General features: G+C 66.3%; 14 protein-coding genes, 2 pseudogenes and 1 riboswitch. Of the genes and pseudogenes, 15 read left to right on the top strand and 1 reads right to left on the bottom strand.

Annotated features, from left to right (window positions below):
• Positions 1-23: 23 nt before the first annotated feature.
• Positions 24-758 (top strand): alpha/beta fold hydrolase, encoded by a 735-nt coding sequence (locus ABIE00_RS07900; protein WP_354258837.1) that lies wholly within the window; start codon positions 24-26, stop codon positions 756-758.
• A gap of 86 nt (positions 759-844) precedes the next feature.
• On the opposite strand, the gene thiC is transcribed toward ABIE00_RS07900, so the two are convergent.
• Positions 845-2674: a phosphomethylpyrimidine synthase ThiC gene (gene thiC / locus ABIE00_RS07905; RefSeq protein ID WP_354258840.1), complete on the bottom strand. Its 1830-nt coding sequence runs from the start codon at positions 2672-2674 to the stop codon at positions 845-847.
• A riboswitch (TPP riboswitch) is annotated at positions 2670-2777 on the bottom strand. It overlaps the preceding gene by 5 nt.
• Before the next feature lie 96 nt (positions 2778-2873).
• On the opposite strand from thiC, the gene ABIE00_RS07910 reads away from it, so the two are divergent.
• From ABIE00_RS07910 to ABIE00_RS07975, 14 genes and pseudogenes are all read left to right on the top strand, one after another.
• Positions 2874-3956, top strand: coding sequence for an amidohydrolase family protein (locus ABIE00_RS07910; RefSeq protein ID WP_354258843.1), 1083 nt, complete (start codon positions 2874-2876; stop codon positions 3954-3956).
• Between the two features lie 78 nt (positions 3957-4034).
• Positions 4035-4910, top strand: coding sequence for a VOC family protein (locus ABIE00_RS07915; RefSeq protein WP_354258846.1), 876 nt, complete (start codon positions 4035-4037; stop codon positions 4908-4910).
• Positions 4911-5028: 118 nt separating this feature from the next.
• Positions 5029-5463, top strand: coding sequence for a hypothetical protein (locus tag ABIE00_RS07920; protein ID WP_354258849.1), 435 nt, complete (start codon positions 5029-5031; stop codon positions 5461-5463).
• A 210-nt stretch (positions 5464-5673) separates the two neighbouring features.
• A pseudogene (gene rpsP, locus ABIE00_RS07925) lies at positions 5674-6088 on the top strand (30S ribosomal protein S16).
• Between the two features lies 1 nt (position 6089).
• Positions 6090-6332 (top strand): RNA-binding protein, encoded by a 243-nt coding sequence (locus tag ABIE00_RS07930; protein WP_076802241.1) that lies wholly within the window; start codon positions 6090-6092, stop codon positions 6330-6332.
• Positions 6333-6465: 133 nt separating this feature from the next.
• The gene (rimM, locus tag ABIE00_RS07935; RefSeq protein WP_354258852.1) at positions 6466-7074 is read left to right on the top strand and encodes a ribosome maturation factor RimM; all 609 of its coding nucleotides are present in this window, start codon (positions 6466-6468) and stop codon (positions 7072-7074) included.
• Positions 7075-7869, top strand: a complete 795-nt coding sequence (gene trmD, locus ABIE00_RS07940; RefSeq protein ID WP_331574831.1) for a tRNA (guanosine(37)-N1)-methyltransferase TrmD — start codon at positions 7075-7077, stop codon at positions 7867-7869.
• Positions 7870-8133: 264 nt separating this feature from the next.
• The gene (gene rplS, locus ABIE00_RS07945; RefSeq protein ID WP_111905994.1) at positions 8134-8493 is read left to right on the top strand and encodes a 50S ribosomal protein L19; all 360 of its coding nucleotides are present in this window, start codon (positions 8134-8136) and stop codon (positions 8491-8493) included.
• Between the two features lie 84 nt (positions 8494-8577).
• Positions 8578-9258 carry a signal peptidase I gene (lepB, locus tag ABIE00_RS07950; protein ID WP_354258857.1) on the top strand — a complete coding sequence of 227 codons (681 nt, stop codon included), beginning with the start codon at positions 8578-8580 and terminating at the stop codon, positions 9256-9258.
• Positions 9259-10089, top strand: coding sequence for a signal peptidase I (lepB, locus tag ABIE00_RS07955; protein WP_354258860.1), 831 nt, complete (start codon positions 9259-9261; stop codon positions 10087-10089).
• A 2-nt stretch (positions 10090-10091) separates the two neighbouring features.
• Positions 10092-10763, top strand: coding sequence for a ribonuclease HII (rnhB, locus tag ABIE00_RS07960; RefSeq protein ID WP_354258862.1), 672 nt, complete (start codon positions 10092-10094; stop codon positions 10761-10763).
• A 53-nt stretch (positions 10764-10816) separates the two neighbouring features.
• Positions 10817-11143, top strand: a complete 327-nt coding sequence (locus ABIE00_RS07965) for a DUF2469 domain-containing protein (RefSeq protein WP_354258865.1) — start codon at positions 10817-10819, stop codon at positions 11141-11143.
• Positions 11144-11243: 100 nt separating this feature from the next.
• The gene (locus tag ABIE00_RS07970) at positions 11244-11600 is read left to right on the top strand and encodes a YraN family protein (RefSeq protein WP_354258868.1); all 357 of its coding nucleotides are present in this window, start codon (positions 11244-11246) and stop codon (positions 11598-11600) included.
• A pseudogene (locus ABIE00_RS07975) lies at positions 11600-12283 on the top strand (magnesium chelatase domain-containing protein); the annotation flags it as partial. The gene ABIE00_RS07970 and the pseudogene ABIE00_RS07975, both read left to right, overlap by 1 nt.
• Positions 12284-12803 lie beyond the last annotated feature (520 nt).

A 12803-nucleotide genomic window follows, 5' to 3' on the forward strand; every position in this document is an offset into this window, starting at 1 on the left:
GACCGCTGCCATAAGGTTGGGTCATGTATAAGCAGCGCGTAGTGTTCGTCCACGGTGCCGGAAATTTCGGCTCCGCGGCGTGGCCTCGCCAGCACGGCATGGCCCTGCGGTACGACGCCCTGTTTCTGCGGCGCCACGGCTTTGACGCCGAGGCCGAACCGCTGGAGACCGACTTTGCCGGGGACGCCCGCATTGTGCTGCGTTCACTGGCCGACGACGGCCGCGGGGCCGCCGGGGGCCACGTGGTGGCGCATTCGCAGGGCGCGATCGCCGCGATGATGGCCGCCGTCGAGCGCCCTGACCTGGTCTTCTCGCTGACGCTCGTGGAACCGGCCTGCCTGTCGCTCACGGCCGACCTGCCTGCCACCGCCGGGCACCGCGCCCTGATGGAGCCCCTGTTTGAGGTCCGGCACCAGCTAGGCGACGACGATTACGAGCGCGAGTTCCTGCACCGCGCCTTCGCCGCGGACACGCCGGAGCCCAGTACCCCCGAAGCGAAGCGCGCTGCGCGCAGGCTGCGGCTGCAGGCACCGCCATGGGAGGCGCCGCTGCAGATCGTGCCGGGTGTTCCCACCCTGGTGCTCACCGGCGGCTGGGAGCCGCTGTACGAGGAGATCGCCGGCTACCTGCGCGAGACCGGTGCCCTGCACCGCATCGCTGCCGGAGGGCACCGGCCCCACGATTCACCGGAGGGCGACCGCTACATCCGGTCATTCATCGCCGAGGTCAGCCAGCGGCAGCAGCCCCGGGCGTCATAAAAGATCCGGGCCCCGCCCGGCCGGCCCCCAATGCCAGCCGGACGGAACCCCTTGGTCGGAACTCCTTGGACGGAAGCCCGAAGAACCTAGTTGCGCGCCGATTCCGGAAGCCGCAGCTCCGGCAGGTAGACCTTTCCGCCTGCAGCGAGGAATTCCTGGCTCTTCTCGCGCATGCCCTCCGCCATCTCGGCGAGGGCGGCCTGCGCTTCGGCTGAGCCGTATTCGTTCCGGATGTCCTGGCTGATCCGCATGGAGCAGAACTTGGGCCCACACATCGAGCAGAAGTGTGCGGTCTTGGCGGGCTCCGCAGGCAGTGTCTCGTCGTGGAAGGACTCGGCCGTCACCGGGTCCAGCGACAGCGCGAACTGGTCGCGCCACCGGAACTCGAACCGGGCCTTGGACAGGGCATCGTCCCGCTCGTTCGCGCCGGGGTGCCCCTTGGCAAGGTCGGCGGCGTGCGCGGCGATCTTGTATGTGATGACGCCCGTCTTCACATCGTCCTTGTTCGGCAGGCCCAGGTGTTCCTTGGGCGTGACGTAGCAGAGCATTGCCGTGCCGTAGCGGGCGATTTCGGTGGCACCGATGGCCGAGGTGATGTGGTCGTAGCCGGGGGCCACGTCCGTGACCAGCGGTCCGAGCGTGTAGAAGGGCGCACCCTTGCAGAGCTCCTGCTGGCGCTCAACGTTCTCGCGCACCAGGTGGAACGGGATGTGCCCCGGCCCCTCGACCATGACCTGGACGTCGTACTCCCAGGCCCGCTGGGTCAGCTCAGCCAGCGTGTCCAGTTCGGCGAACTGCGCGGCGTCGTTGGCGTCCGCCGTCGCGCCCGGCCGGAGACCGTCGCCCAGGGAGAAGGAGACGTCGTACTTTGCGAAGATCTCGCAGAGTTCGTCGAAGTGGGTGTACAGGAAGTTTTCCTGGTGGTGGGCCAGGCACCAGCCGGCCATGATCGACCCGCCGCGGGACACGATGCCGGTCACGCGGTTCGCCGTGAGCGGCACGTACCGCAGCAGCACGCCGGCGTGGATGGTCATGTAGTCCACGCCCTGTTCGCACTGCTCGATGACGGTGTCGCGGAATATTTCCCACGTGAGGGCGTTCGCTTCGCCGTTGACCTTTTCCAGGGCCTGGTAGATCGGCACTGTGCCGATCGGCACGGGGGAGTTGCGGATGAGCCACTCACGCGTCGTGTGGATATCGTCGCCCGTGGACAGGTCCATGACCGTGTCTGCGCCCCACTGGGTGGCCCATTGCAGCTTGTCCACCTCCTCGGCGATGGAGCTGGTGACGGCCGAGTTGCCGATATTGGCGTTGATCTTCACCAGGAACGCCTTGCCGATGATCATCGGCTCGGATTCCGGGTGGTTGATGTTGCTGGGGATGATGGCCCGTCCGGCGGCGAGTTCGCTGCGGACCAGTTCCACATCGCAGTTTTCGCGGAGGGCCACGAAACGCATTTCGGGGGTGATGACGCCCTGCCGCGCATAGTGCATCTGCGTCACGGTCTTGCCTTCCGCCGCCCGGCGGGGCACCGGCCGGGCGCCCTTCCACTCCGCGGAAGCCGCACCGCGGCGCACGGCTGACTTGCCGTCGTCGAGCAGGTTCCGTTCACGTCCGTCGTACGTCTCCGTGTCCGCGCGGGCCGTAATCCATTCCGAACGGAACGGCGCGAGGCCCACCACGGGGTCGCTGCCCGGACCCGCCGTGCGGTAAACCCTCAGCGGCTCGTTCTGCTCGCCGTTGGGTGAGGGCTCCAGGGCGATTTCCGTCACCGGAACCCGCAGGCCGTCACCTTCCAGGTAGGCCAGTGAATGGGATTTCAGCGACTGCGTGACACTGCCGGCAGCATTACCGGCGGTTTCGCTTTGGGCTGCGTCAATTTGGGCAGGGCTCAGCTGTGATTCCTGGGTGCTCAATTTACTGCTCACTTCCTTCGCCGGCATTACCCGGACAGGTTCAACGGTCGCAGGCTGCGCCAGCCTGATCTCAGCCCCTGCAGGGGCCCCCGTGTGGTCGTAAACGAAGCTACCACACCGCGGATTGGACCTGTCCATCTGTGAGAAGCCGCTCCGGCGGGGCCGTTTGCCGCCACGGAAGCCGATTAAGCTGGAAGCCATGGCGCACATCATCGAATTCAGCGGACCCGTGCTCACTGCTGCGGACAAGGAACGCAGGGGGCTCTGGTCCGTGGACGGGAAGCTGACGTTTGATCCTCCGGGCCGGCGGCCGGACGCCGTCCTGGATGGCTGGGTCCTGCCCGGTTTCGCCGATGCCCACTGCCATATCGGGCTGGGCCCGGGCGGTGCCGTGGACGACGACGTGGCATATGACCAGGCCATGACGGACCGCAACGCCGGGACGCTGCTGGTCCGTGACGCCGGGGCTGCCAGCGACACCCGGTGGCTGCAGCAGCGGGACGACACGCCGCGCATCATCCGGTCCGGCCGGCACATTGCCCGGTCCCGCCGTTACCTGAGGAATTTCGCGGTGGAAGTCGAACCGGAGGGCCTCGTGGAGGCGGTGCGCAAGCAGGCGCGCGAAGGTGATGGCTGGGTCAAGCTGGTGGGGGACTGGATCGACCGGACGGCCGGCGACCTCATGCCGTCGTTCCCGGCCACTGCCGTGCGGGACGCGGTCCGGGCCGCGCACGACGAAGGGGCGAGGGTCACGGCGCACTGCTTCGGCGAGGACACCCTGGATGACATGCTGGACGCAGGTATCGACTGCATCGAGCACGCCACGGGCTTGCTGCCCAGGCACATTCCCCGGTTCGTCGAGCAGCAGGTGCCGATCGTGCCGACACTCATCAACATCGCCACCTTCCCGGACATCGCCGCGCAGGCCGAGCCGAAGTTTCCGCGGTATGCCGGGCACATGCGGGCGCTGTTCTCCCGCCGTCGTGAGCGCGTCCTGGAGGCCTACGAAGCCGGCGTCGAAATTTACGCGGGAACTGACGCCGGCAGCGTGATCCGCCACGGCCGCATCGCGGACGAAATCCTCGAACTGCACGCCGCCGGGCTGCCGGCTCCGGCGGCGCTGGACGCGGCCTGCTGGCGGGCGCGCCGCTGGCTCGGCGCCGAAGGCCTGGCGGAAGGGGCAGCGGCGGACGTGGTGGTCTGCCGGGAGGACCCCCGCGCCGTGCCGGAGACCATCCGCAGCCTCTCGAACGTGGTGCTTCGCGGCAAGATCATCCATTAGGAATAAATTGAAGCTTCAAGTAATTTAGAGATGTAGAGGCTGCCGAAATCCGGTGGTCCGGACATTCGGGAGTATTCAATGACAGCAGCAGACAGCAGCCAGGACTTGCTTCCTGCCGACCTCACGATGGGCACCGTCATGCTCAAGGTGGGCGACATGAAGCTCATGACCGACTACTACCAGCGCGCCCTCGGGCTCGATGTCGTCGCCGAGCAGGACGGCGGCCTCTACCTTGGCCGGCTCAACACGCCGCTGGTCCACCTCGCTCCCGCTCCGGGCCTCAATATCCCCGGCCGGGGCGAGGCCGGTCTCTTCCACACGGCACTCCTCTTCGGGGACCAGTCCTCGCTCGCCGCCACCGTTGCCAGCGCAGCCCAGTATGAGCCTCAGGCTTTCGTGGGCAGCGCCGACCACCTGGTCAGTGAGGCCTTCTACTTCACCGATCCGGAAGGCAACGGGATAGAACTCTACTGGGACCGCCCGCGTTCGGCATGGTCCTGGGAGGGCAAGAACGTCGTCATGGACAGCCTGGCGCTCCCGCCCCAGCGGTATCTTCAGGAGCACCTCACCCAAGAAGCGGTGGGGGGCCAGCGCGGCACGGGCGCCGAGGTGGGGCATGTCCACCTTCAGGTCGGCGACGTGCAGTCAGCCCACGACTTCTACGTCGGCACCCTGGGATTCGAAAAAACGGCGGGCTGGCACGGCCAAGCCCTGTTTGTGTCCGCCGGCGGCTACCACCACCACATGGCCATGAACGTCTGGAACAGCCGCGGCGCCGGTCCGCGCCGGGACACCCTGGGCCTCGGCGAGGTTCTCATCGAGGTCACGTCGGGGGACGACGTCGGCGCCCTCGCCGACCGCCTCAAGGTCGCCGGAGTCGAATCGCACCACACCGGCGCCGAGCTCCGGTTCGAGGATCCGTGGCGCAACCGCCTTCGCGTCGCTGTTCGATAAGCGTCGCTGTTCCGTAGGCCCAGTGCGCTAAGCCCAGGGGGCCCGGTTGGGTTACGCTGACATTCGAAGGGCCCCGGCACCGCCGGGGCATGCACGCCGACGGAATGAGGACGAATCCATGGGCTTCACGGAAGTGTTTGTCGCCACCCACAACGACGCCCTCAAGCGCGCAGAGGCGCTGGCAGGCGGTGCGGCCGCCGGGGACGGCATCCGGATCGCCGGCATCAGTGATTTTGAGATCGAACAGCTCGGCGACCTCGCCGGTGCCGCGGTGCACGCCGCGGGCGCGGACTACGAGCTGGCCATGGTTGACGTGGCCAGCGATTCACTGCTGGGCGTGCCGGCGGCGATGGTCCGGGCGCTCGCTGAGCTCCTCACGTACGAGTCCGAGGGCGAAGGCAACGTCCTGGACGACGTGGCCGAGCGCTGGGCAGCCGAGGACGACATGCCGTTTGGTGCCGGGGAAGCCAGGAAATACGTCCAGCAGCTGGCAGAGCTCGCCGGCACTGTGGACGAAGGCAACAGGACCGGCCTCTACGTCTGGTCTTCGTAGCGCGGGCAGGTTATTCCGGTACCTGCGGGACTCCGTCAGCACGTCAAGTCGAAATAACGCGGGCGATCTGGCACAATAAACAGGTACTCGATCTGCGTGGCCCCTCTCTCCGCGTCTGGATCCTGTCCTTTCGAACCCCCAAGTACGGCCCGCCCCACGGGTGCAGAACGCGGGTTCAACCCCGTTTTAGAAACAGGAGTGACCACAAAAGTGGCCGTAAAGATTCGCCTTAAGCGCTTCGGTAAGATGCGCGCACCGTACTACCGCATCGTTGTCGCCGACTCGCGCACCAAGCGTGATGGCCGTGCCATCGAAGAGATCGGCAAGTACCACCCCACCGAGGAGCCCTCATACATCGAGGTCAACTCCGAGCGTGCACAGTACTGGCTGTCCGTCGGCGCGCAGCCGTCGGAGCAGGTCGCCGCGATCCTGAAGATCACCGGTGACTGGCAGAAGTTCAAGGGTCTGCCGGGCCAGGAAGGCACCCTGAAGACCAAGGCCGACAAGGAAGCATTCGTTGCCTCCGGAGAAGGGTTCCGTGATCATCCCGGAAGCCATCACCAAGAAGGCCAAGGCATCGGAAGCCCCCGCCGAGGCTGAAGCAGAGACCACCGAGGCTGAGTAAGTTGCTGGCAGAAGCGCTCGAACACCTTGTCCGCGGCATTGTCGACTCCCCTGAGGACGTCAAGGTCAGCGCCAAGAACAACCGCCGCGGGGATACCCTCGAGGTGCGCGTTCACCAGGAAGACCTGGGACGGGTAATCGGACGCCAGGGCCGCACCGCCCGCGCACTGCGCACGGTCGTGGCGGCGCTGGCAGATGGCGAGCAGGTCAGGGTCGACGTCGTCGACACCGACCGCCGCCGGTAACGCGCCTGCAGCACTTGTCTTAACGTCCGGCCCCTCCACCAGCTAACGGTGGAGGGGCCGGACTGTTTTGGGCCCTGGCTGTGTTCAGGACCCCCACAATAGTCCTAACCCCGCACCACAAACAGAGGAACACATGCAGCTTCAGGTGGCCCGTATCGGCAAGCCCCACGGAATCCGCGGCGAGGTGACCGTCCAGGTGCTCACCGACGCGCCGGAGGACCGGTTCCTTCCCGGTACCGAGTTCGTGGTGGAGCCCGCCTCCGCCGGGCCGCTCACCGTGCGCAGCGCCCGCTGGAACAAGGACATCCTCCTGCTCGGATTCGAGGAGGTGGCCGACCGGAACCGCGCCGAGACCCTGCGCGGCGCCAAGCTGTTCATCGAGACTGAAGAGCTGGACGATGACGATGACGAGGGCTGGTACGAGCACGAGCTCGTCGGCCTCGAGGCCCGCGTCGGCTCCCAGACGGTGGGCAAGGTCGCCGCCCTGAACACCATGCCGGTGCAGGACCTGCTCGTCGTCGAAACCCCTGACGGCAAGGAAATCCTCATCCCGTTCGTGGAACAGATCGTCCCCGAGGTTAACATCGAGGAGGGCTTCGTCCTGCTCACCCCGCCGGACGGCCTGTTCGAGATCAACGAGGAAGGCGGCGCGGAGGACCCGGAGACCAGGGGCTCGGATTCCGCTGAGGACTCCGATGAGGACCCCACCGTGGAAGACGCCGAGCCGGAGGCCAAAGCGTAGATGAGAATCGACGTCGTCAGTATCTTTCCCGAGTACCTGGCGCCGCTGGAGCTGTCGCTCATCGGCAAGGCGCGCCAGGACGGGCTGCTCGAGCTGAACGTGCACGACCTCCGCGCCTTCACCACCGACCGCCACCGCACCGTGGACGACACGCCGTACGGGGGCGGCGCAGGGATGGTGATGAAGGCCGAGCCGTGGGCCCAGGCGCTCGAGTCCGTGGCGGCCGCCCGGCCGGCCGGTGCGGCGAAACCCGTGCTGATCGTCCCGTCCCCGGCGGGGGAGCGCTTCAACCAGGCGCTGGCATACGAGCTTGCCGAGGAAGAACAGCTGGTGTTCGCCTGCGGGCGTTACGAGGGCATCGACGAGCGGGTCATCGAATGGGCCGAGGAGCACTTCACGGTCCGCCCGGTCAGTCTCGGGGATTACGTCCTCAACGGCGGTGAAGTGGCCGTCCTGGCCATGGTGGAAGCCATCGGCCGGCTGCTCCCCGGCGTGGTGGGCAACCCCGAGTCACTCGTGGAGGAGTCGCATTCGGACGGCCTGCTTGAGTACCCCGTCTACACCAAGCCGTCCGTCTGGCGGGAGCGGGAAGTCCCGGCCGTCCTGCTCAGCGGAAACCACGGCAAGATCGCGCAGTGGCGCCGGCACGAACAGTACCGCAGGACGGCGGAACGCCGTCCAGACCTGCTGCAGACGTTCGACGCCGGAACGCTGCCCCGTGCCGATCGCACCGCTCTCGCGGACCTGGGGTACGACGTCGTCGACGGCCACCTGAAGCGGCGCCCGGAGGCCTGAACTGTTCCTGGGAACCGGCGTGTCCCTATAGAACGGAACGGCCCGCAATTAACCAATTCGTTCCATATGGGGCATAATTAATCCTTGTGTCTGCTGGGTCCGCACCTGCCACAGGGGGAGCGCAACCAACAGCAGGACACCCCGGTGCCGCCAAAAGGTGGCGGGACCGGACCTCAACACTTCGGCGGCGATTCCCGGAAATGTCCGGGCTTGGCTGCCGTGACCCAAAGTGGATGACCTGTGGCGTTCACCAGGAGTGGATCAATGCATATCCTCGATTCCGTAGATGCAGCCTCGCTGCGCACTGACGTTCCCGAGTTCCGCGCGGGTGACACCCTCAAGGTTCACGTGAACATCATCGAAGGCAAGAACTCCCGTGTCCAGGTATTCCAGGGCTTCGTCCTGGGCCGCCAGGGCGACGGCATCCGCGAAACCTTCACCGTCCGCAAGGTTTCCTTCGGTGTCGGCGTTGAGCGTACCTTCCCGGTGCACTCCCCGATCATCGAAAAGATCGAGGTTGTCACCAAGGGTGACGTCCGCCGCGCCAAGCTTTACTACATGCGTGCACTGCGCGGTAAGGCTGCGAAGATCAAGGAAAAGCGCGACTTCAGCACCGCCAAGTAAGTCCTGCCGGACTTTCACGGCGGGTCCCAACCCGTGTCCGGCCCGCGCCGGAGCCATCCGCAACAGCGCCACAGGATACGGATTATGGACCAGACAAAACGCCAGCCAGGGAAACCGGGCTGGCGTTTTGCGTTGCTGGCTGTGCTGGCCGCCGTCCTGGTCAGCGGGGTGATCCGCTCCCTGTGGCTTGACGTCTATTACATTCCGTCCGCCTCCATGGAGCCGCTGTTCGGCGCGGGGGACAGGATCCTGGTGTCCCGCACAGACTTCCAGTCCGAACCGATCCGCCGCGGCGACGTCGTCGTGTTCGACGGCCGTGGCTCGTTCGCACCGCTGAACAGCGGGGAAGGTCCGCTCCAGGAAGCGGCGGCCGCGGCAGGGCACTGGCTGGGACTGACCGGCAGTGATACTACATACGTAAAGCGGGTCATTGGCCTCCCCGGCGACCACGTGGTCTGCTGCGACCCTTCCAGCCGCCTCACAGTCAACGGTCAGCCGCTCGTGGAACCCTACCTGTATGACGGTGATGCGGCGAGCATCCAGAAGTTCGACGTGACTGTGCCCGAGGGCCGGCTGTGGCTGCTCGGTGACCACCGCTCGGTGTCCGCGGACTCCCGCAGCCTGCTGGGGGCGCCGGGCGGCGGCATGGTGCGGGCGGACAGGGTGATCGGCAGGCCGGTACAGATCCTCTGGCCGCTTGATAGATTTGCGTCAGTGGCACGGCCGCCGTTGGCGGTCAATACAACAACAAAGGACGGACAGTAGATGCCGGAAATTGATCCCGGGAGCTCCGAACCGCGGCAGGCTGCCGCGCGGCCGGGACGGCATGCCGCCCAAGAGCCCGCTTCTGACGTGTCCGCCCCCGGCGGGTCCGGACCCGGCTCCCCTGCTCCTGCCGGTCCCCGCCGCCAGGAAAAGGCCCGTGGCCGCAACCCCTTCCTGCTGTGGCTGAAGGAAATCGCCACCGTGGTAGTGATCGCCGTCGTGCTTTCCTTCCTCATCAAAACCTTCCTGTTCCGGGCCTTCTACATTCCGTCCGAGTCGATGGTGAACACGCTGGACATCAACGACCGCATCTTCGTGAACCTCCTTGTTCCGGAGCCGTTCGCCCTGTCGCATGGCGACGTGGTGGTCTTCAAGGACACCAAGGGCTGGCTGCCGCCCACACCGCAAAAGGCCGACGGTCCGTTCAGCGTTGTGGAGGACGGGCTGACCTTCGTGGGTCTGCTGCCGGACAACTCCGAGCAGCACCTGGTTAAGCGGGTCATCGGGCTCCCGGGGGACCACGTCGTCTGCTGTGACGCCGGAGGCAAGATCACCGTGAACGGCGCCGCGCTGGACGAAACCTACGTCAATCCGGCCGAAGTGCCGGCTGTGCGGACCTTCGACGTCGTCGTCCCCCAGGGCAAAGTCTGGGTGATGGGGGACAACCGCAACCACTCGGCGGACTCGCGGGCCCACACCGACACCAACGGCGGTTTCGTGGACATCCCGGACATTGAAGGCAAGGCAGCGGTCATCGCCTGGCCGATGAACCGCTGGGCCGCCCTGGACAACTATCCCGACGTCTTCAAGAATGTTCCCCCGGCAGGCTAGCCATGTCAGTTGCACCCACCCTTGACTACGAGAAGCGCTTCCTGCCCCGCGGGGCACGGTTCCTGGCCGGCGTCGACGAGGTAGGCCGCGGTGCCCTCGCCGGGCCGGTGAGCGTGGGAATCGCCGTCGTTGACCTGCAGAACATGGAGCTGCTGGCCGACGTGCGGGACAGCAAGCTGCTCAAAGCGGCAGACCGCGAACGCCTCGACCCCCTGGTACGGGCCTGGAGCGTCGCCTCCGCGGTGGGACATGCCAGCGCGCGCGAAATCGACGCGCTCGGCATCATGGGTGCCCTCCGGACGGCCGGAAACAGGGCATGGTTCGAGATCCTCGGCGCCGGCATCACGCCCGACGTCGTCCTGCTCGACGGCAGCCACAACTGGCTCTCGCCCGCGGCCCAGCCCTCGCTGTTCGACGAAGTCATTACCGACCCCGGCTGCGACGCGCCCGTCCACACCCTGGTCAAGGCCGACATGCAGTGCCTCAGCGTGGCCGCAGCGAGCGTCCTGGCCAAGGTGGAGCGCGACCAGCACATGCGGGAACTGCACCTTGAGTGTCCGGACTTCGGCTGGGACGTCAACAAGGGCTACGCCACCGCGGCGCACCGGGAAGCCATCCGCACCCACGGCCCAAGCCCCTACCACCGGATCAGCTGGAACCTGCTGACGGAATAGTGCGGTGCGTCGTGCGGCGCGCGGGTTCCCGCCGCATGGTGCAAGATGGAACCATGAGTGCCGAAGACCTTGAGAACTATGAGACCGATATGGAGCTCCAGCTCTACCGGGAGTACCGCGACGTCGTGGGTCTGTTCAGCTATGTGGTCGAGACTGAGCGGCGCTTCTACCTTGCCAACCACGTGGACCTGCAGGCACGCAGCGCCGACGGCGAGGTCTACTTCGACCTCACGCTCCAGGACGCCTGGGTTTGGGATGTCTACCGTTCGGCGCGGTTCGTGAAGAGTGTCCGGGTCATCACGTTCAAGGACGTCAACGTCGAGGAACTGCCGCGCAACGAAGATCTCGCGCTGCCCAAGGACGTCGGCCTCGGCAACTGAGGTCACTGCACCTTTCCTCCACACCTGTGTTTCCCACATAGCGAAATAGCCACCTGTTCCGCCTCAGTGCGCCGGCCGCAGTCTTGTTGCGGAGGTGGACATGAAAGCCAAGGACCTGCTGGGCCGGCGCGGGGAAGAACTCGCGGCGGAATACCTGGAATCGCTGGGGATGCTGATCGTGGCGCGCAACTGGCGCTGCCCCGAGGGCGAAATCGACATCGTCGCACTCGACGGCGACGCCCTCGTCATCGCCGAGGTGAAGACGCGGCGTTCGCTCGCCTACGGGCACCCGTTCGAGGCGGTGGGGGCCGACAAGCTCGCCCGGCTGCACCGCCTGGGCTCGGCCTGGTGCCGGGACCACGGACTGCGGCTGCCGCTGCGCCGGGTGGACGTCATTGCGGTGCTGGACGACGGCGTCGGCAGACCCACCGTGGAGCACCTCAAGGAGGTGCTGTGATGGCGCTGGGGAGAACCTATTCGGTGGCCCTCGTCGGCCTCAACGGCTACATCGTGGAGGTCGAAGCCGACATCGGCCAGACACTGCCGGCCTTCGTGCTGCTCGGCCTGCCGGACGCCTCCCTCAACGAAGCCAGGGACCGCATCCGTTCGGCGGCGCAGAACTCCGGCATTCCGCTGAGCAGGCGGAAGATCACCGCCAACCTCATCCCGGCGTCCCTGCCCAAGCGCGGTTCCGGCTTTGATCTTGCCATCGCGATGTCGGTGCTGCGTGCAGCGGAGGATATCCAACCCACCGGCCGGACCGTCTTCATCGCAGAGCTCGGACTGGACGGACGCCTGAGACCCGTGCGAGGCATCCTGCCCGCCGTGATGTCCGCGGTGCAGGCAGGCTTCCACGACATCGTGGTGGCCCAGGCGAATGCAGCCGAGGCCGAACTCGTCCCCGGTGCCAAAGTCCGCGGCTACCGGACCCTGGCGCGGCTGGTGTTCGATTTTGGGGCCGACCCGCAGGAACTTGTCCTCGACTTCGCGCCGGAGGATGAACCCGCCGCGGCTGGGCCTGCTTCCGTGGCCGCGACTGTGCCGGACATGTGTGACGTGTCCGGCCAAACGGAAGCTCGCCGTGCCCTCGAAGTCGCCGCCGCGGGTGCCCACCACCTGCTGCTGACCGGACCGCCGGGTCTATGTCCTTAACCATGCATGCGTGAAGGCGCGAGCGGTGGCTGAATTGCAGTCAAAACGTGCTCGTGACTTTCATCGCGGATGCAGCGCCTGCACGAGCCCGGCCGAGCTGCTGCCCTCGCCTGGGCGGCGGTCTCCGGCAAGACGGTCAGATCTAGTGAGATGGGTCCTGATCAGTCACGGAGGGGTTCATTGGTCATATGAGGCAACGTTCTCGGACCCACCCCTATTGCTAACAGTGTCTGGTCTTCAGATGGTACTGAACTCCATCAGCCCTGGGCCTCGGCACATTCTTTCGCACGCCTGCATCGACCCCGCCAGGACGACCGGGCCAACGGTAAGAAGGATGGTAGGCATGAGTTAGCAGCTTGCGCCACGGGTGCCAGGGGTAAGGCGGAAGTGGTCCATGGGTGGGCTGTGCGCTCCAAAGGGGAGAACGTCTTCGCCCCCATGTGTCAGATTGCATTCCAGGACCCACTCGTGTCCTTGTCAGGAAGGAAAGAAGAGGACTCTATTGTGA

The sequence above is a fragment of the Arthrobacter sp. OAP107 genome (assembly GCF_040546765.1).
In the GTDB taxonomy this organism is placed as follows: domain Bacteria; phylum Actinomycetota; class Actinomycetes; order Actinomycetales; family Micrococcaceae; genus Arthrobacter.